This window comes from Peribacillus sp. R9-11 (assembly GCF_031345095.1).
GTDB lineage: Bacteria > Bacillota > Bacilli > Bacillales > DSM-1321 > Peribacillus > Peribacillus butanolivorans.
The window spans coordinates 3218555-3238066 of the sequence record NZ_CP133763.1; the positions used below are offsets into that span (position 1 = coordinate 3218555).

The following is a 19512-nucleotide window of genomic DNA, read 5'->3' on the forward strand; positions in this document are numbered from 1 at the left end:
ACTTATTTCATTCCAGTAACTTCTGCAATGATTTCATAGGAACGAAGGCGTGCGTTATGATTATAAATGGCAGAGTTAATAATCATTTCATCCGCCTGAGTCTCATCTAAAAAGGTCTGTAATTGTTCTTCAACTTCTTTCGGGTTTCCGACAATAGAAGCGTTCAGTTGTTTCATGACAATGGCTTTTTCATATTCTGTCCAAATACCTTCCATCGTATCAACTGGCGGAGCCATTTGTCCAGGTGTATTTCGAATCAAGTTTAAAAATTGCTGCTGATAAGAGGTAGCAATTCTTTGTGCTTCTTCAGTAGTATCCGCTGCAAATACATTGACACCGACCATCACATACGGCTTATCTAAAACTTCTGATGGCTGAAAATTATTACGATAACGTGCTAAAGCCGGTTGAGTATTTTCAGGTGAAAAATGGCTTGCAAATGAGAATGGTAATCCCAGCTGTGCTGATAGTGCCGCACTGAAGCCGCTTGAACCAAGCAGCCAAATCGGGATATCTTGCCCTTCACCAGGAATAGCACGGACTCGATTATGTTTTGAATCAGCATCTAAATAGCTGCGGAGTTGCGCTAACTGCTCAGGAAAATCTTGGCCATTATTACGGACATCGCCACGGAGAGCCATTGCAGTATATTGGTCACTTCCTGGAGCACGACCTAATCCTAAATCTATTCTACCAGGATACATAGCTTCTAACGTTCCAAATTGTTCTGCGATGACGAGTGGTGCATGATTTGGAAGCATTATGCCCCCAGAACCCACACGTATTTTTTCTGTCCTTCCAGCAACATAACCGATTAACACAGAAGTCGCAGAGCTAGCGATTCCAGGCATGCTATGGTGTTCTGCTACCCAGAAACGGTTATAATTCCATTTCTCCACATGCTGAGCTAAATCTACTGTATTTTTAAAGGCTGCTGATACTGTACCACCCTCGACAATAGAAGCTAGGTCCAGTACGGAAAAAGAAATGTCTCTAAGTTTTTTTGCAGGCTGATCAGCATTCATATCTTCAACTTCTTTCAATTATGATTAATTGGACGCAAAGTCATCATATAGAAAATGCAGATAAATTGCACACAAAATGCTCTACCTGATTATTTGAGCAGAAGTTCATTAGCAATCAAACGATACGACTTCAGACGGTCCTCCAACTTATGAGTTATAGTAATAAGCATGATTTCATCTGCTTGATATTTCTCCTGTAACTCCAAGAGCTGGTGCTTTACTTTTGAAGGTGTGCCCATAATCATTTTTTTATCCATCTTTCCCTTCAGTTCTTTTTCTTTTGCATTCCATGCATACTCCCTCGCCTCTTCTATACTTGGGACCATTTTTCTTTCCCCAAAGCCACTTTGGATTTTCCAGAGTGTATTGCTTAGTGCTATCTCTTTCGCTTGTTCCTCGGTTTCGGCACAAAGGGCCGAAACCGTTAATATTGTTTTAGGCGCATTCAGGATCCCTTTTGCTTGAAAATGTTCACGATAATACTGAAGACTCTTAATCCCATCATTGTCGCTCATGAATTCACCGAATGCGTAAGAAACCCCATTTTCCGCCGCGAGTTTTGCACTTTTTTCACTTGTTCCAAGTACCCATGGTACAGGTGGAATTTTTGGGATTGGTGCAGCAGAAGTATTTTCAAAAAGGTGATCTTTTGGAAATTTCTCTCGAAGAAAATACAATAGTTCCTTTACGAGGTCAGGCATTTTGTATACATTTTGCAGATAATTATCGGATAATGCCATAGTCGCTTCTGCCGATCCTCCTGGAGCACGTCCTATGCCGATATCAATTCGGCCCGGAAAAAGTGTTGCAAGCATATTATAGGTCTCTGCAACGCGATATGGCTTGTAATGCGGAAGCAACACAGCCCCTGCTCCAATTCGAATGTTTTTTGTTTGCGCACCAATATAGCTTATCAATACCTCCGGAGCTGAACAGGCTAATCCTGGTAAATCATGATGTTCCGTAAACCAAACCCTGCTATAGCCAAGTCTATCTCCCTCTTGTGCGAGTAAAAGTGAATCGTTCAATGCCTGCTGCGCGGTTTGACCGGATGCGATTGGTGATTGATCTAAAATGCTTAGCTTCATTAGGGTTCCCTTCTTCCCATTTCTCTCTTAGTTATATAATCGTAAAACATTGAATATAAAATGTCGCCTAATACGCTTGTTGTTAGTTTAGTTTGTAACTCTTAGCTGAAATAATAAGTGGATATTCTGGATTGGTAAATAGGAGTGAATTGTAAATTCTAACGAGGTTATTTTTAAAATATACATTTTTTATTACTCTTATAGATGGAACCCGATTTGTTTTTACCATATATTCTAAAGAGATGTTTTAAGGAATATTTATTGAATAAAAAAATAGAAAGACCCTAAAATTGGGCCTTTCCTTTAAATTATTCATTTTTTTTAAACTGAGATAAGATTTCTTCTGCAATAATAGGTGAATCCAAGCGAGCCGCTACAAAGGGAGGTTGCACTCGATTATTCGATTCTACAGGCAATCCTAACCAGACAACATGACCATCGATGATAATAAAAGAGAAGGAAACTGGCATACAAATGAAATAATCTGTAAAAATTTCCGGATTTCTATTCCCTGAAATGATAGTCAATTTGACTTCAGGGTCTCTTTTCATTAGAATCAGCTTCCATTCCTCTGACAAATTTTTAAAATCTGGCACGGCCACAATAATTTCTTGTTTAGAGGAATCTATATCTGCTAATAAGTTGTCCAACTTACGGGCATGCATCCATTGCAGTCGGGGATGCTGAAGTTTCACCCATTTTCCAATATCTTTCCTTGCGACCATCTGACCGTTTTGGATTTGATGATCAACAAGCTGACGAAGTGTTTTGCTACGATAAACATGCTTATTAACAAAAGAAGTATCACAAACATGTACGAACTTCCCTTTGGTCCTTGTTATCGCCACATTTATTAGCCTTTCACTTTCTCTTCCGGTCAGCAACATTCCTGCACGATTTTGCGGATAACTATCAACCGTGTCAAAAATCATGACATCCCTTTCACTGCCTTGGAAACGATGTACAGTTGCAGCTATGATGTCTGCTGTTTGCCTTTCTTGACTATACAAGTCATCCAAAAGTTTTTCCATCAAGTTAGCCTGGGCACGATATGGAGCAACATAACCAATGGATCGAGCCCCGCCAACATACGATTCATGAATCAGCTGAAAGGACAAAAGCAACTGCCATGGATTCATTCTCGAATGGGATGTGCGTTCCGTCATGCAATATTCACCTGAAAAGCTAGTATCGACAAGTGCAGCTGCCTGATTTGCAAACGGTTCCGCTGATCTTATGCTATCTCTACTTGTCAAAACACTTTCATGGTCTCCAACAAAATTGTTATAGACCACACGATTCGTAAATGCCGAAATTTCTGGATGCATACGGCGCTGTTCTTTTAAGAGAAATAAATGAGGATGAAGTTCCCCCTCTTCTACTGATTGTGCAACCCCCGCGCGATGAAAGATGTCTTCTTTCAGCCAAAGTTTCACTAGAGAATCACGTGCAGAAGCAATTGGTGGCAATTGTTTGAAATCACCGCAAACGATAATATGTTTGGATAAGGCTGCCGCAAAAGCTACTTGCGGTACGTAAGCCATGCTGGCTTCGTCCAAAATGATTAGATCATATTCTTTTTGGTATACCGTTTCATCGCTAGCAGCTTTAGCCAAGGTCATTCCAATAATTTTAGCCTCTTTCACAAGTAGCATCTCTTTTTGACGAATTTTCTCTAATACTTTAGCTAATTTTTTTTCTAATTCAATTAAATGATTGGTATCTCTTTTGCTAAATGAACCAGCTAAATCCTGCTTTAACAACCTCTTTTCTTCTGCAAGTTGCTCTTTTTCTTTCATCAAGTCCGGTTCATGCTTCCCTAATAGTTGACCTGTAACAATATCATCATGGATAGCTAGAGAATCACCTATTTGTGAACCATAGCGAAGCACATCCCCTTCATGGAAACGGTCTTTCTTTTTAATAAATGTAGAGATTTCAGCCATCAGTACATCGACAGCTTGATTGCTATGTGACAGCACCAGGATATTTTTATCTTGGAAATAATGATTTGCAACCGTACGTGCCAATGTATAAGTCTTTCCTGTTCCTGGAGGTCCCCAGACAAAAGTGACAGGATTAAACTTTGAACGTGCATATAATTCTTTTACACTGCTTTGTTTTTCATTTACCGGATGTTTTTGGGGCATAGATGGATCCATTAGACGCTTAATCCGTAGCCTTTTCTTTTTGCTTCTCTTGATTTCATCTAGACGGGTAATCAATTGTTCTAGTAATTCCCAGGGATCATGGTATAAAAAAGCTTCCCCGATTAAATCACCTAATGATCGTTCAAAAGCGATGATTATACTTTTCCCTTCAGATGATAAGACCCTCCCATCCTGTTTTATTCCTCCCCATTCCAATCGAATAATGGAACCTATAGGAATTTTTATCGAGGAGCTTGTTTCAAAATAGTAGGTGAAAGAACCATCACTTGTAAGTAAATGGCCATTCGAAACAAGGTATTTTGTGCTTCCGTATTTTTTCAAATGCAAAATTTCAAGTTGAAGTGCCTGTTGCCATTCTTTTATATAGTTAACCGTTGAATTCATTTTTCACTTTCCTCACAAAATATGCCTTTGGATGTATAAAGAACTGGCCCATTAGCTAGGCGCTATTGCGATGAATAACCAAGGCTCTAGGCTTTTTATGCAAAACCTGTCCCGTGACAATATCTCTTCTTTAACATATAAAATAAGGCCCAATCAAAAGATTGGGCCTCTCATTTGCCAATAGTCTTACTATAGCATTTTTTATTTCATCATACCATGGGCTCTTTTGGAAGAAATGGTTTACATTAGCCCTTTGACAGCTCTGTGAATTGTTCTACTAAATCACTGAAAATCCTCATAGCATTTTCAATAGGCTCAGGTTTAGTTAAATCTACGCCTGTTTTCTTGAGCAGGTCTAACGGGAATTCAGAACTGCCGCTTTTCAAGAAGGTCAAATAACTTTCGAGGGTTTTTTGATCTCCGGAAAGAATTTTATCTGCAATTGTAATAGCTGAAACGTAACCTGTAGCATATTTATACACATAAAATGGACGATAAAAATGCGGAATGCGTGACCAGCCATACTTCACTTCTTCATCGAAAACTATTTCATCACCATTATATGTTCGGAAAATTGTTTCATAAGCTGTGTTAAACACCTCGGCATTTAGTGGTTCATCATTTTCTGCCTTCTCGTGAACGATCTTTTCAAATTCTGCGAACATCACCTGTGTGAAGAAAGTTCCCTTAAAGCTATCGATAAAATGGTTAAGTAAGTGCTTTTTCTTTTGAACGTCTTTTGTTGTATTAATTAAATGGCGAATCAGCAGAATTTCATTCACCGTAGAAGCAACTTCCGCTACAAAAATGGAATAGCCTGCTGTTATTTGCGGTTGATATTTTGAGCTATAGTATGAATGCATCCCATGGCCAGATTCATGCGCAAGTGTAAATACGCTGTCAAGATCATCACGGTGATTTAGTAAGATAAATGGATGAACACCATAAAGTCCTAAGTTGTAAGCCCCAGACCGTTTTCCAGGTGTTTCTCTGACATCAATATAGCGTTTTTCTTTAAAGGTTTTTAAGATAGAAGTATATTCTTCACCCAGCGGTTTCAACGCCTCAATCATTAAAGCAAAACTGTCATCATATGATATTTCTTCTTTTGCACCTTCGACCAATGGCACACTTAAATCGTATGCACGCAATTCATTTACACCCAAAAGCTCTTTCCGCAGCTGGATGTATTTATGCATCGGTCCTATATTTTGTTTAGTAGACATAATTAAGTTATCATATACCTCTTTTGGAACTTGATCACCGAACAATGATTTTTCTAATGCAGAAGGGTAGTTCCTTAGTTTAGAGAGATTCACGTTATTCTTGATTGCTGTTGAAAGTGTTGAAGCAATCGTATTTTTCAGTTGTACATATGGCTGATAATACGCAATGTATGCCTCTTTTCGAATATCACGATTGTCATCTTCAATCAATTTTGAATATAATCCTCGGGTCAGCTCTACTTTTTCGCCGTCTCCATTTGTCACTTCACCAAACTTAATGTCAGCATTGTTGATCATCCCGAATGTTTTTTGTGGTGCTGAAAAGGCTTCACCTATTTGGGAAAGGACCTCTTCCTGTTCTTTCGTTAACACATGGGTTTTATATCGATAAGAATCTAGTAAATCTTCTTCAAAATATTTCAAACCCTCTATTTCTTTTATGTACCCTTTTAGCGTTTTTTCTTCTAGGCTTAAAAGAAATGGCATGAAGAATGAAGAAGCATTGCTAATTTTCTGACCTAACTGACTTGCCCGATCAAGCAAAGCCTGTGATGAAGTAACCCTTGTATCCAAATCTGTTTGCAGCATCGCAAATACATAGAGTTTATTATAAATGTAACCAAGTTCCTCACTTGACCGTAAATACTCAAACAAGTCTTGAGCTGTCTGAATTTGTCCATCATAGGTTTTTAATTTTTCTGTCATCTTAAGGACTTCTTGATAATCCTTTTCCCATTTATCCTTGTTATCGTAAATATCATTTAGATTCCAAGTTTCTTCCTCTTTGATTTCGTCACGTGTTTTGTACGTTTGCATTTTATTGGCACTTCCTTTCATACTTATAGGCTTACCCTCTATTATAAGCGACTTTCAGAAAAACCTGCATAAAAAAACCAGTATGCTAAAAATACATACTGGTTATTACATAAAATATAATTAGAATTTAGCTGCAGCTTCTACAACTTTCGTCAATCCTTCAGCAATAATGTCTTGTGTGCGGTCTGGATATTGATTGTGCCCTTCGATAACAACTGTTTCTGGGTTCGTTATCCCCCATAGGTTTAGATTCATTGTTACAAATTTCACTGCCATTTCAGCAGCATCCATTCCTGGTAAAGCATAATCTGAACCACGAGCATTAAGTACAGCCACTTTTTTCTCTGGAATAAGACCAACTGGGCCTTCCGCAGTATATTTAAATGTTGTACCTGCTTGAGCAAGATAAGAAATATATGTTACAAGAGGAGCCGGTACCGTAGCGTTCCATAACGGGAATGCAAATACTACTTTATCAGCAGCAAGAAACTGGTTCAAGTATTGTTGCACGTTATCCGCTTCTTTTGATTCTTCTTCAGTCAATTCCATACCTTGGTTGCGTTTGAATATCGCTGTAATTGCTGTGTTTCCGTAATATGGTAAGTTGAGTTTGAATAAATCCAATTCAGTAATTTCATCGTTAGGATTTGCTTCTTTATATGTGCTTAAAAACGATTCATACATTTTCACGCTGATTGCTTGCTCTGCTGGACGGTCGTTTGCTTTGATTAATAATACTTTAGACATAGTTGGTTCCCCCAATTGTAATTAATATGTGTATGTGAATAGCACAGTTTAATCCGAAATATTTAATCAAGATATCTCGAAGTAACTGCAATTCCTACATACACATTATAATTGTGTTAATAAAATAAAACAAGATATATGTTTTTGGGGTTATATACTATATTTTGTGTTTTAGATACTTTTACAGACATATAAAGAAATAAATATCGGAGTTCTCGAGTTATGGTGAACTTTCTAAATCCCCTTTTTAACAGTTACAAGCATATAATATAGAAGAAAAGAGCAAATAAATAAACGAGAGCAAATACTCTCGTTTATAACTCTTTATGATTGAAAGGACATTTTCCTTTTATCGGTTCAATATCATCACCAATAAAAAATTGTTTCCATTCATTATGATTTACATCGCCAAAGTGGCTGATATCCGGATGTTTCGGGAGATTATCCCATTTTTCTACTCGTTCACGCACCTTTTCACGTGACATGATTCCGCCTTTTTCTGTACCTTCTAATCCTTCAAAGATCATTCGGGGTTGGAAGCCTAGTACAAGACTATTTCCTAAATCACGGGTTTTACGCTGTTTATATGCAGGTGCATTACCAAAGATAAAAATTGGTTCCCCTGCAAAATGGTAATCCCATAAATAATGATCCGGATCTTTTGGCTTTTCATTTGGCCAAGGTTTCTTATCATTTATATGAAGATACTGAAGGATTTCCCAAAATCGTTTTCGATATAATTCTAAATCTCCCTCTTGCTTTTCTGGCTCCATAAAAACAAACAAACCATGTCTGACATATGGAGGTTCCTGGAATAAGTCTAGAAAGCTTTCCACAGCTTTTGGGAGATTGGACCAATCTTTCTGTGTAATATATGCATAACGAAGCTCACCTTTTTTTTCCGCGTTCATACCAAAATAACAAGGAAATGTTTTATCCATCACTGTATTGTGGAAAGTTTGATATTCCTTGATTAACCATCGAGGTACTCGATCAGGATTTTTCATATCTTCTTTCGTTAACAAACATGAATTCGCAGTCAGCATCTCTTTTCTCCTTCAAATTGATATACTATCTTATACCCAGAATTTGATAAAGTAAACGTCCATAACAGCTAATTCTCTCGTCATATTAAAAGATGCTGCAATAGATTCAAATTTTTTTGATTTCATCTGTATCAGCCTGAGCTAGTCTGCAAAAAAAAGCAGAGTGAATCCAATCTCATAAATTATTATAATGGACTGGTCTGTGGCAAAAACTCCTAGAAATCAAACTAAAGCAAATCTCCCTATAATGTTAAGGTAAATACAAAGTAGAACCTAAATAAAAGATTAAAATAAAGAGGTTAATGATCATTTTCTATACTTTAGGATAACCTAAAAACTAAGGAGTGATTATATATGACAAGAAGAAATAAAATCCTAGTAGCGGGAGCTAGAAAAGGTCTTGATGATTTAAAAGCCAAAGTAGCTGGTACGAAGAATCATGAAGATGCAAAGTTTGAAGTTGCAAAAGAAGTTGGCGTACCACTGAAAAAAGACTATAACGGTCAACTGACATCAAAGCAAGCTGGAAAAATTGGTGGAAAGTTAGGAGGAGGTATGGTCAAGGAACTTATACAGATGGCTCAGGAAAACTTAGGAAAAAACAATAACTAATTCATTGAATCACGATTGCTTAACAAATATAAACTCAAATCTGTTTAACATATAGAAGGAGACGGACATTTCCTTATACCCGCCTCCTTTTTGCTCAAATTTCAAATATATAAATGATTTTCATAAATTTTAAGTTAAAAATTTATTCATTACATCTCGGTTTAGTTGATCATTAGTACCTGCAAAAACAACGGACCTTTTATCAAAATTGATCGACTAGAAGTATTGTGTTCCTGCTGCCTTTAATTGTTTTATAATTTTAATGACTTATTGAACCATAATTGGAGACACCCTGTGGTTTATGTTAATAGATTAGACTTTAATGCTAAAAATAAAAAGCAGCCAGGAATGTTAAGATTCCCAAACTGCTTGAAAAATTATTGCGCCGTATATCCACCACCTATTTAAATGAATAAATTTCTTTACATCATCACGTACAGTCATATCCTATTTTTCATTCTTTTTACAAAACTCCATATTCCTTTTCGTTACTTTGATAGATTTCTTCAATTTTCTTACCCTTGGCCCGTGCCAATACTTCCATCCGAACAGCTAATTGTTTCATGGTGAAATCTAAAACAGCTTGTTTATCATTATCAAATGGATTGCCAAACCGATCATATCCTTCCATATTTAACGCGATGGCAAGTGGGGCAAGTTCTGCCATTCTTTTTTCAACTTGTCTAAAAATATGTGGATGCTCACTGATAATCCTCTGGAGCAAAAAAGTGCCATATGCAATATGGCGCGATTCATCTTTTTTCAAAAGGCCAACCCCTTTTAATAAACCAGGCATCATATTATTGTTTTCGAGTGTCTGATAAAACCCAAAATACCCGGTTTCAGCAAGTACTCCCTCGGTAAACATATTATATACAGTGGCCGCTTCCGCCAATGCTTCAGGAGACTGATCGTGTATTAGTTTCTCCATCGCCTCAGGCAGTATTTCGTAAAAAATAGATTTGTATGTTTCTGAATGATAAACTGTTAGATCACCTGTTTCACCAATTTGATCTAAAGTATAACGGAAAAATTCCATATGCTTTGCTTCCTCGAATAAGAAAGTTGTTAAGTACATTTCCTCTTCAATTCTACCTTCCTTTGCTATAGCCATAATAAGCGGAAGTAAATCCAATGTTACGGCTTCTTCTCCGCCCTGGAAAAGCGAAATAATCCGTAATAAAACTTCTCTTTCAATACTAGTAAACGACTTCCAATCTTCTATATCCTGACTGAAATTAATGTCACGCGGATTCCATACACCGAATTTTTTTGCCTTTTGATAGAGTTTAAACGGAAGGGTATCTTCTCTAAAACTTCGGCTGCTGGTCGTCAAATTCGTTCTTTTCATTTTTTATCCTCCTTAAAATAGAGAATCGTAAACTTGTAAACACATAAGCATAGATAATCAAATTTGTAAGGCCCTACCTTATATTGTAAGATATTAGTAAGTTTTTACCTATCACTGAAAAAGTAGGGAGGAATAAAGTCGAATGCTTGAGGAAACCTTGTTGAATCATGTTAAAAATATTTCCATACAAAAAGATATGAGAAATAAATCCAAAATGATTGTAAAGGGCTGTGTAGATTTTTTTTCATTTCAACGTGCCTCTTTGTTCAGTTACTCTTGTTTAAGTGGTATGGGTGAAGGTATTTACTCATGCACAAGTAAAGAAACAATTTCGTTACATCATGTCAAAGAAAATATTCATGATATATACCCCATCCACCAAGCTCTCATAAATAACAAACCAGTATATTTAACAATTAAACATACGAAATCATCCATACCTGCAAAATACGTTAAAAGATTTGCAATCTCTTCATTAGCTGTAATTCCGGTTATGGTCAATGAAATGGTTATTGGTTTTGTTTTAGTTGACCCAATACAGACCAACGAACCTGTTACAAAGCATGATTTAATGAAGCTTTCCCATTATTTAGAACTGGCAGTCAGTACAACTTTAGAATCCTCCCCCCCCTCATACCTTCTTAGTAATCGTGAAGTCGAAGTCCTACAATATTTAGCTAATGGTCTAGGGTTAAAACAAATGGCACCAAAGATGAGGGTAAGTGAATACACTGTTAGGGATTATATTTCTTCTGCCATTAGGAAATTAGGAGTCAATCATCGTACAGAGGCTGTAGCTGTCGCTATCCGGCACAAGATAATTATTTAAAAGAATATAAAACAAAAAAACCTTCATAGAAGGTTTTTTTGTTTTAAAATATTATTGAGTGACTTTTTCTTCAACTTTCGTAGTCCAGTTTAATTCATCTTCAACCTTACCTGTTTGGATACCAGTTAATGTATCATAAAGTTTTTTAGATAATTCACCAGTCTCTCCGTTTTGAACTATCATTTCTTCACCATTCCACAAGAATTCACCAATTGGAGAAATCACAGCAGCTGTACCAGTACCGAATGCCTCTTCTAATTGTCCTGATTTAAAGGCTTCATAGACTTCCTCCATAGAAATACGCCGTTCTGTTACTGGAAGATTCCAATGCTTTAACAATTCAATAATAGAATCCCGAGTAATTCCTGAAAGGATGCTACCATTTAAAGCTGGAGTAATGATTTCACCATTGATTTTGAAGAAGACATTCATGCTTCCTACTTCTTCAATATATTTTTTTTCTACTCCGTCTAGCCAAAGCACTTGAGAATATCCCATCTTTTCAGATTCCTCTTGAGCTTTAAGGCTTGATGCATAATTACCACCTGTTTTAGCTTCTCCTGTACCACCATTTACGGCACGTGTAAAAGCTGATTCCACCGCTATTTTAACAGGGTGAATTCCCTCTTTATAATAAGAACCTACCGGTGACATAATGATGATAAATTGATAACGATCTGATGGAGAAACTCCGAGATAAGGTTCAGTAGCTATAATGAAAGGTCGAATATATAAGGACGTCCCTTCTGCTCGAGGAATCCATTCTTTATCAACGCTAATTAAGGTTTTTAAGGCCTTTAACGCGAAATCCACATCAACATCTGGTATACATAGGCGACTATTTGAATTATTTAAGCGTTCAAAATTCTTTTTCGGGCGGAATAAAATAATTTCATCATCTGATGATACATATGCTTTTAATCCTTCAAAAACAGATTGGCCATAGTGAAAAATCATAGCTGACGGCTCTAATGCGAGCGGTTGATAAGGAACAATTCTTGGATCATGCCACCCTTGCCCTCGTGTGTAATCCATAATAAACATATGATCGGTAAATTTCTTACCGAACTCAAGCTGGTCCGCTTGTGGTTTTTCTTTCTTTGTTGTACTAAGCGTGATTTGCATGTCATGTTCCTTCATTACCAAAACCCCTTGTTGAATATTTTTACAAGATTTCACTTCCATAAAATCTATCTTAACTTAGTTTACTCCTATCAGGAATCATAGTTCAAGCCCTTATGACTAAATTTTCGGAATTTTTTCAAAATAATTTGATTTTTTTTGATTACTTTACGTATGATTCCTGAAAAAAGACTCTAATATTCCTTTTTTGTAAGAAAAAAACTTTTATTATCCCTATTAAAATCCTTTAATACTAATGGCTTGATTGGAATTCTGAAGATTCTTTTATAAAGTCTTAAGTTAATTTTAACAAATATCATTGAATAATGCCAATGTGCATCTTTTCCGTTTGCCGTTGAAGATTACCATCTTGATTACATAAGACCTACAATAGCGAAGGAAAATCATTACCGATTCAAAATAGATAGAATGGAGCGAATTAAGGGCATTTGCCACATTCAAAATGCCAATCACAATCAAGATACAAGAGATTCTTATATAACATTCTACAGCTGCTAATTTATGCCTCTCATCTAAAATTGGCTTCCTATTCCCTATGTGAGTAAGATATAAAATAAAAATTTTCCCTAAGCCGATTCGGATTTGTACAAGAATGTTATAGCAACATTTTTTTTAGTAAAATTTAATTTAGTAGTTTACTACTAAATAATAATCTTATATACTTATCCCACGAGATAGATAAAATGCATGCAACTCATATTATTATAGATAAAACGCATGCCACTCTCTTATAATTCACGAAAAGGGGTAACAATATGACAAAAAACAGGTGGTTAATTGCTTTATCAGCTATTGCTATTCACCTTTCCATTGGTGGTGCATACGCATATAGCGTATACAAGAAACCTTTAGTTGAGACTATGGGGTGGTCAGAAACTGAAGTAACTTTAGCATTTACAATTATGATGGCGCTTGCAGGAACCTCTGCAGCTTTCTTTGGGAAATTTGTTGAAAAGAATGGTCCAAGAAAATCAGCCTTAGTTGCTGCTGTATTATTCGGTTTAGGACAAGCTGGTTCTGGTTTGGCTGTCATGATCGATTCACTTCCACTTTACTTACTAACATATGGAGTATTAAGTGGTCTTGGTATGGGTATTGGATACATTTCACCAGTATCTACTCTTGTCAAATGGTTCCCTGATAGAAGAGGACTAGCAACAGGAATGGCTGTACTCGGTTTTGGTGCTGGAGCTCTTATTACAGCCCCAGTTGCAGCAAGCCTTATGGAATCCGTTGGAATTTATTCTACTTATTACATTTTAGGAGCAGGCTATTTCATTCTTATGTTTTTAGGTGCTTCATACATTGCACCACCAAAAGCGAATTGGATTCCTGAAGGTATGAAAAAAGATATTGAGTCAGGAAAAAAAGAAATTAAGAAAGATCTAAGACAATTAACTGCAAAAGAAGCGGTTAAAACAAAACATTTCTGGATGCTTTGGTCGATGAAATTAATTAATACTAGTGCAGGGATTATGATGATTTCTGTGGCTTCTCCTATGGCTCAAGACGTAGTTGGATTGTCTGTAGCTGGCGCAGCAACTCTGGTTGGTATCATGGGAATCTTCAATGGTGGAGGCAGACTTGGTTGGGCAGCAGCCTCTGATTATATTGGTCGCCCAAATGTTTTCGTCATTTTCTTTATTATTCAAATCGGAGCGTTCCTCTTACTTCCAACTACTACAAATTCGTTATTGTTCCAAGGTCTTATATTGTTAGTTGTTAGTTGTTATGGTGGAGGTTTCTCAAATCTTCCTGCATTTGCTGGAGATTTATTTGGAACAAAAGAAATTGGTGCTATCCATGGTTATCTTTTAACAACATGGTCTCTTGGAGGAGTTTGTGGACCAATGCTGGTTACCGCAATTAGAGAAAGTACAAACAGTTATATTCCAGTGTTCTATGTTTTCGCTGCATTAATTGCAATTGCTTTCTTGATTTCCATCTGGCTGCGTTTAGATATCAAAAAAATGCAAAGAGAACAGAAACAAGGATTTACTAATAAATTAAGTAAAATATCATAAATTTAGAGAGTAGTTTTTCTGACTATTTTGTTCGATAAATATACTAGATCAAGGCATTATCAAGGTAACTTCCTTATTGGGAATTTTCTTGTGATAATGCCTTTTTCATTTTATATTTTACTCTTTATTATATTTCATCAGAATTTACATTTTATAAAAATTGAAAACAATTACTGAATGGCACTTTTCAGGAACTTCAATATAAAACTTCTAGAAACCTCAGTAAATTCATAATCCCTCCCTTCCCTTTCATACATATTACTATCTACCCTACTCCCCCTATTGCACTCAAACTCAAAAGTATAAAATCGTTTTATCATATTTAAAAGGCAGTTATAATTTACACTTTTAAAAATTCAGGCTTTATATTATTAGCATTTTCTTTTTGTATTATATATTTTTGAACCACCCTAAACTGTGATAAAGGCTTAGTTTTTTCTATAAAAAAATCCTAAATTAGTTATTTCGTTATAGCATATTTTTAAAACTAATGTATAATAACTGTTGGTAATCTTTGTTTAGTAAGTATTTTCAAGGGTTTTTACTACTAAATAAGTAACACATTCTAACAAATTTTTTTGAAACATCAACTAGGGGGAGCAATATGAGTTATTATAACCCGCAACAAATGGCGAAAATTGCAATCAAAGCAGGAACTAAGAAAGCAACATTGCCGCTAACTAGTCTAATAATACTAGGTTTCCTAGGTGGGGCCTTTATCGCTTTGGGCTATTTATTTAACATAAGGGTCACCGCAGGCTTACCACATGAGTGGGGTACACTGAATAACTTAATAGGTGGTTTAGTATTCCCGTTAGGTTTAATACTTACTGTAATTGCCGGCGGAGAATTATTAACTGGAAATATGATGGCTGTATCGATGGCTGCGCTTGCTAAAAAAGTATCTGTTAAACAATTATCAATAAACTGGATCTTAATTGCTATAACCAACTTCGCAGGTGCCATTTTTGTTGCTTACTTTTTCGGACATCTACTTGGATTGACCGAAACTGACATCTTTTTGAATAAAACGATAGCTGCAGCACAATCAAAGGTTGATGCCAATTTTATCGAAGCATTCATTTCAGCTGTCGGCTGTAATTGGCTGGTAGCCCTGGCTATTTGGATTACATACAGCGCTGAAGATACTACAGGAAAAATCATTGGATTGTTCTTGCCGATTTGTGCTTTCATTACACTTGGATTCCAGCATATTGTTGCCAATATGTTTGTCATTCCAGCAGGAATTTTCGTTGGTGCCGTTACTTGGGGTGAGTATTTTATGAACTTTATCCCAGTCTTCCTTGGAAATGCTGTTGGTGGTGCCATTCTCGTAGGCGGTCTGTATTACGGAGCTTATGCACGTCAGGACAAAAAAGTTGTAGAAGAAATAAAGTATATAAAAAAATCATCATAATTTTTTTAATACAAGGCCTTCATTTTCCAATGGAGGTTTGTTTTTCATTTTAACCAAAGAATTTTGGTATTTTAATATGAGGTTTCAGCTGCCTCTTACTTGAAATATATTGGTTTATTAAAGAACTTCAATGATTCTGTGAAGTAAATGAGATGAATGCATCTGCCCTAAATTAGAAATTACTTTAGAATACACCCTTTGTTCCGAATTACGAAATATTTGAATTCTAATTAAAGGTAGAATCAACATCTCGCTTGAAAACAGTCTGTACTTGAACCATCTAATGTCAAATTACATCTATTTCCCCCCTAATCATTTATTACTGTTGGTATTATTGTTTAACTCTAAGCCTAACAAGGGTATTAAGTAGCTGATGAGATTTAGGGGGGATTGTCTTGTGGATAAACAAACCATTTTTTAAGTATGCATGTGGAATTATCTTAATAATTTTAATTATTTTTTTGCTAGGCAAGATTGATTATATTCTTTTGCCGATTCAAAAAATCATTACAGCAATGTTTTTCCCAATCATTGTGGCTGGACTCTTATACTATATATTACGACCTGTCGTTAACTTTTTAACTAAATTTATACCAAGGACAGTCAGCATTTTTATTGTCTTCTTGGTTATATTTGGAATAATCGGGACAGGCAGCTACTTTGGAAGTCCTGTAGTCATGGATCAATTCCAAAATTTATCTGCTAACCTTCCAAGCAAAGTCAAGGAATTCTCTAAGGAATCTGAAGACATGATAGAACAAAATGATTTTGGTATGGTTAATATAAAAGACTTGAAAGCAAATGGCATATCTCATTTTAAAAATTATTCTGAAAAACTTATAGAAAATGTTAATACCATATTCTCTGCGATTACAAGTGTTCTAACTGTACTGGTTATTACACCATTTATCTTATTTTATTTCTTGAAGGATGGAGATAAGCTAAGACCGTTTTTATTAAAGTATATACCGAATGAAGTTGAACCAGAAGGGAACGCGATTTTAAAAGATGTAGATAAAACCCTTTCAACTTATATCATCGGCCAATTCATCGTTTCAATCGTAATAGGGGCTTTTATGTATGTGGGGTACCTAATTATTGGACTCGATTATGCACTCGTATTAGCCCTTTTCGCAATGATTTTTACCGTTGTACCCTTTCTAGGTCCATTAATCAGCGTTATTCCAGCCCTTTTCATAGCCTTACAGCAAGATGTAGGGTTGGCTGTAAAAGTACTCATTGTCCTTACTGTCGTTCAACAAGCAGAAGGCCACCTCGTTACTCCGAATATTATGGGGAAACGACTTAATATTCACCCATTAACCATTATCTTATTGCTACTTGCTGCCGGTTCAATATACGGATTCATTGGAATTCTTATAGCCATCCCTGCTTATTCTGTGGTTAAAACGATTATAGGAAACTTCAGAAAGTTTTATAGGTTAAGGAAGATGAATACATAATTAACAGATTTGCTATCTGATCAACTTTTCCAACTGATAAAACAAAAAGTGACCTATACATAAAGCAGATAGGCATCCTTTTTATTTTATTTAGGTAATTGAATATAACTTCATTAATCACTCATGAATTTCAACAACCCTATAGGAGTTTACTAAAAAAACGCTGATTGAATTTTTCAGCGTTTTTTTATAAATTTTCTAACCAATTGTTTGATAAATGCTTTGACACTGTTTTTCTTTTTAACTTGATTGAACTGCTTCTTCTTCTCAATATAAATCTCTTCTTTATTTATGGCATTTTTTTCTGCAAGTACTAGGCCTAATTCGGAGTTATGGTCTTTGTTTAGGACAATTTTGTAAGGTATATTATGTCGATTAGCTAATTTAATATATTTCCCTAGGTATTGATAGTCCATTTGACCATTTAAAAACAAATTTGACAGAGGAAATTGCTTCATCATTTCCTCAATCTCTGGATATACATTTAGTTCAAATACTTGAGGTTTTTTTAGGACGACAATAACGCGCTCTCGTAATGTGCCAAGGAATTCCCTTCGTTCACCAGGCTTTATTTCTTTTGGACCGTACATTCCTTGTTCAAGGTAGTCCTCTACTTTTAAGCGTGACAATCTTTTCCCACCTCCGGTTTCACTTCAATAATGTATGTAATGTGACCACAAACAGTGCCCTGCTTTCTTTTTAGTAATTTTGCAACGATAAAAATCCGATTTGAGTAAATCCTTCTTATTTTAAGTTTACCTTTCCTTTGAAAAAATGTCACTTTAGCTTCACTTCGTGCATAGGATAGTATATGCGTGAATATGCAGGTACTTAAATAAGGGACGGGGAAAACATGAAAAAATTTATCGTATTTGTATTAATGTTCTTTTTTTGTTTTGGTGGATACAGTAATTCTTCAAATGCAGCATCAAAACAGCTGATTATCATCAATAAGTCCAATAATCAGCTTGCCTACTATGAAAATAATAAATTAGTGAGAGTATTTATTGTAGCGACTGGAAAAAAATCCTCCTACACTCCTGAAGGAAAGTTTAAGGTAGTTACAAAGATTGTCAATCGCCCCTATTATAAAGGTAAAATTAGAGGAGGAGATCCTAAAAATCCTCTAGGCAATCGATGGTTGGGGATTAATGCACGAAATACACCAGGAAATACGTATGCAATACATGGAAATAATGATTCAAAGTCCATTGGAAAATATATAAGTGCCGGCTGTGTTCGTATGTATAATGAAGATGTAAAGTGGTTATATGGTAAGGTTAATATGAACACAATCGTCATAATTACCAGTTCCAGTAAATCATTTGCTTCCATAGCGGCTACAAATGGATATAAGGTTAACGGATCAGAGAGTATCCCAGTGGGGAACACAATTTCAATTTTAAAGAAAGGAAGCAACGGACCACAAGTACGTGAACTTCAAAAAAGATTAACAACTCTTGGATATAGTACAAAGGGAATAGATGGGGTATTTGGAAATAATACAGAAATAGCTGTAAAGAAATTCCAGAAGAATAACAAACTAACACCTGATGGGGTAGTTGGACCAAAAACGAAGAAAGCCCTAGGAATTAAATAATCGATCATTGATATCATCTGTTATTGATGATATCTTTTTTTTGGCTAGATTTTAGTCTAAAATGTAACAATTATTACATTATCATACATTTCGGTTCCTTTTTCCCACCTTCACTTGTAAAGTTTATGTTATAATTTATACATAAACAGCTAATCATAACCGCATTGTCTTTCATTACATACAAGGAGGGAATACAAATGTACGATGAACTACTCATAAATATAATTAAAGTAACTTTTGTTGCCGGTACTATATCAATGTTTGTGATTTTAGGATTCGTTAAAGGGCGCCATTTTTAATTTTTTTCCCACTTCTTAATATGAACTTCATTGCCTGATTACTTTATATTTCTTTTTATAATGGTAATCAGGTTAATTTTCCCACAGAAAAGAAGCATATCCTCTAGGCATGCTTTACTTTACCAGTTATCCGTTTTATCTAATAATTGATCAATGTCAAATGTATAGAGATGGAATGGAACTGACTCTTCGGCAATCTCTTCTGTAGCTAGCAACAATTGGTCGATATCTATAATAGCCAAAACAGTCTGCCTCCCTTTTAGTTTAAGTA

16 protein-coding genes are annotated in these 19512 nt (G+C 35.7%); 6 read left to right on the forward strand and 10 right to left on the reverse strand.

The genetic code is table 11. The annotated features are described in order from the left end of the window. Nucleotides 1-2: 2 nt before the first annotated feature. The 6 genes from RE409_RS15590 to RE409_RS15615 all read right to left on the reverse strand — a co-directional run bounded on the left by RE409_RS15590 (nt 3) and on the right by RE409_RS15615 (nt 8503). Nucleotides 3-1025, reverse strand: coding sequence for an LLM class flavin-dependent oxidoreductase (locus RE409_RS15590; RefSeq protein ID WP_201225156.1), 1023 nt, complete (start codon nt 1023-1025; stop codon nt 3-5). 89 nt (nt 1026-1114) lie between these two features. Continuing rightward, nucleotides 1115-2113, reverse strand: coding sequence for an LLM class flavin-dependent oxidoreductase (locus RE409_RS15595; RefSeq protein ID WP_201224207.1), 999 nt, complete (start codon nt 2111-2113; stop codon nt 1115-1117). Between the two features lie 308 nt (nt 2114-2421). Next, nucleotides 2422-4668: an AAA domain-containing protein gene (locus RE409_RS15600; protein ID WP_201250810.1), complete on the reverse strand. Its 2247-nt coding sequence runs from the start codon at nt 4666-4668 to the stop codon at nt 2422-2424. Nucleotides 4669-4913: 245 nt separating this feature from the next. Continuing rightward, a complete protein-coding gene (gene pepF, locus RE409_RS15605) occupies nt 4914-6710 on the reverse strand; it encodes an oligoendopeptidase F (RefSeq protein ID WP_201224205.1) in 1797 nt (598 codons plus the stop codon). Between the two features lie 120 nt (nt 6711-6830). Beyond that, nucleotides 6831-7472, reverse strand: coding sequence for an FMN-dependent NADH-azoreductase (locus RE409_RS15610; RefSeq protein WP_397329003.1), 642 nt, complete (start codon nt 7470-7472; stop codon nt 6831-6833). A gap of 299 nt (nt 7473-7771) precedes the next feature. Continuing rightward, nucleotides 7772-8503: a YqcI/YcgG family protein gene (locus tag RE409_RS15615; RefSeq protein ID WP_201224203.1), complete on the reverse strand. Its 732-nt coding sequence runs from the start codon at nt 8501-8503 to the stop codon at nt 7772-7774. Nucleotides 8504-8857: 354 nt separating this feature from the next. On the opposite strand from RE409_RS15615, the gene RE409_RS15620 reads away from it, so the two are divergent. Then, nucleotides 8858-9115, forward strand: coding sequence for an alpha/beta-type small acid-soluble spore protein (locus RE409_RS15620; RefSeq protein WP_053346373.1), 258 nt, complete (start codon nt 8858-8860; stop codon nt 9113-9115). A gap of 463 nt (nt 9116-9578) precedes the next feature. Here RE409_RS15620 and RE409_RS15625 read toward each other — a convergent pair whose 3' ends face one another. Then, entirely contained in the window at nt 9579-10466 is an 888-nt protein-coding gene (locus RE409_RS15625) for a R2-like ligand-binding oxidase (RefSeq protein WP_201224201.1), read from the reverse strand. Nucleotides 10467-10608: 142 nt separating this feature from the next. Between RE409_RS15625 and RE409_RS15630 the strand changes: the two genes are divergently transcribed. Further along, a complete protein-coding gene (locus RE409_RS15630; protein ID WP_201185167.1) occupies nt 10609-11295 on the forward strand; it encodes a response regulator transcription factor in 687 nt (228 codons plus the stop codon). Nucleotides 11296-11346: 51 nt separating this feature from the next. Here the strand turns inward: RE409_RS15630 and RE409_RS15635 are convergent, their stop codons facing one another. Continuing rightward, nucleotides 11347-12435 carry a branched-chain amino acid aminotransferase gene (locus tag RE409_RS15635; RefSeq protein ID WP_057218925.1) on the reverse strand — a complete coding sequence of 363 codons (1089 nt, stop codon included), beginning with the start codon at nt 12433-12435 and terminating at the stop codon, nt 11347-11349. Between the two features lie 758 nt (nt 12436-13193). On the opposite strand from RE409_RS15635, the gene RE409_RS15640 reads away from it, so the two are divergent. The 3 genes from RE409_RS15640 to RE409_RS15650 all read left to right on the forward strand — a co-directional run bounded on the left by RE409_RS15640 (nt 13194) and on the right by RE409_RS15650 (nt 17342). Beyond that, complete coding sequence (locus RE409_RS15640) at nt 13194-14462, forward strand: L-lactate MFS transporter (protein ID WP_116820574.1); 1269 nt, start codon at nt 13194-13196, stop codon at nt 14460-14462. 604 nt (nt 14463-15066) lie between these two features. Further along, nucleotides 15067-15879, forward strand: a complete 813-nt coding sequence (locus RE409_RS15645) for a formate/nitrite transporter family protein (RefSeq protein WP_201185168.1) — start codon at nt 15067-15069, stop codon at nt 15877-15879. Between the two features lie 395 nt (nt 15880-16274). Further along, nucleotides 16275-17342, forward strand: a complete 1068-nt coding sequence (locus RE409_RS15650) for an AI-2E family transporter (RefSeq protein ID WP_201185170.1) — start codon at nt 16275-16277, stop codon at nt 17340-17342. A gap of 176 nt (nt 17343-17518) precedes the next feature. Here RE409_RS15650 and RE409_RS15655 read toward each other — a convergent pair whose 3' ends face one another. Beyond that, nucleotides 17519-17971: a YueI family protein gene (locus tag RE409_RS15655; protein ID WP_082527393.1), complete on the reverse strand. Its 453-nt coding sequence runs from the start codon at nt 17969-17971 to the stop codon at nt 17519-17521. A 224-nt stretch (nt 17972-18195) separates the two neighbouring features. Here RE409_RS15655 and RE409_RS15660 point away from each other — a divergent pair, with 224 nt between their 5' ends. Then, the gene (locus tag RE409_RS15660) at nt 18196-18942 is read left to right on the forward strand and encodes a L,D-transpeptidase family protein (protein ID WP_201253607.1); all 747 of its coding nucleotides are present in this window, start codon (nt 18196-18198) and stop codon (nt 18940-18942) included. A gap of 418 nt (nt 18943-19360) precedes the next feature. Here the strand turns inward: RE409_RS15660 and RE409_RS15665 are convergent, their stop codons facing one another. Further along, complete coding sequence (locus RE409_RS15665) at nt 19361-19483, reverse strand: hypothetical protein (protein WP_255264044.1); 123 nt, start codon at nt 19481-19483, stop codon at nt 19361-19363. Between the last annotated feature and the right edge of the window lie 29 nt (nt 19484-19512).

What these genes read in the sequence shown, in the direction of transcription:
- RE409_RS15590 (WP_201225156.1), bottom strand. Translation starts at nt 1,025, where the DNA reads ATGAATGCTGATCAGCCTGCAAAAAAACTTAGAGACATTTCTTTTTCC.
- RE409_RS15595 (WP_201224207.1), bottom strand. Translation starts at nt 2,113, where the DNA reads ATGAAGCTAAGCATTTTAGATCAATCACCAATCGCATCCGGTCAAACC.
- RE409_RS15600 (WP_201250810.1), bottom strand. Translation starts at nt 4,668, where the DNA reads ATGAATTCAACGGTTAACTATATAAAAGAATGGCAACAGGCACTTCAA.
- pepF (WP_201224205.1), bottom strand. Translation starts at nt 6,710, where the DNA reads ATGCAAACGTACAAAACACGTGACGAAATCAAAGAGGAAGAAACTTGG.
- RE409_RS15615 (WP_201224203.1), bottom strand. Translation starts at nt 8,503, where the DNA reads ATGCTGACTGCGAATTCATGTTTGTTAACGAAAGAAGATATGAAAAAT.
- RE409_RS15620 (WP_053346373.1), top strand. Translation starts at nt 8,858, where the DNA reads ATGACAAGAAGAAATAAAATCCTAGTAGCGGGAGCTAGAAAAGGTCTT.
- RE409_RS15625 (WP_201224201.1), bottom strand. Translation starts at nt 10,466, where the DNA reads ATGAAAAGAACGAATTTGACGACCAGCAGCCGAAGTTTTAGAGAAGAT.
- RE409_RS15630 (WP_201185167.1), top strand. Translation starts at nt 10,609, where the DNA reads ATGCTTGAGGAAACCTTGTTGAATCATGTTAAAAATATTTCCATACAA.
- RE409_RS15635 (WP_057218925.1), bottom strand. Translation starts at nt 12,435, where the DNA reads ATGAAGGAACATGACATGCAAATCACGCTTAGTACAACAAAGAAAGAA.
- RE409_RS15640 (WP_116820574.1), top strand. Translation starts at nt 13,194, where the DNA reads ATGACAAAAAACAGGTGGTTAATTGCTTTATCAGCTATTGCTATTCAC.
- RE409_RS15645 (WP_201185168.1), top strand. Translation starts at nt 15,067, where the DNA reads ATGAGTTATTATAACCCGCAACAAATGGCGAAAATTGCAATCAAAGCA.
- RE409_RS15660 (WP_201253607.1), top strand. Translation starts at nt 18,196, where the DNA reads ATGAAAAAATTTATCGTATTTGTATTAATGTTCTTTTTTTGTTTTGGT.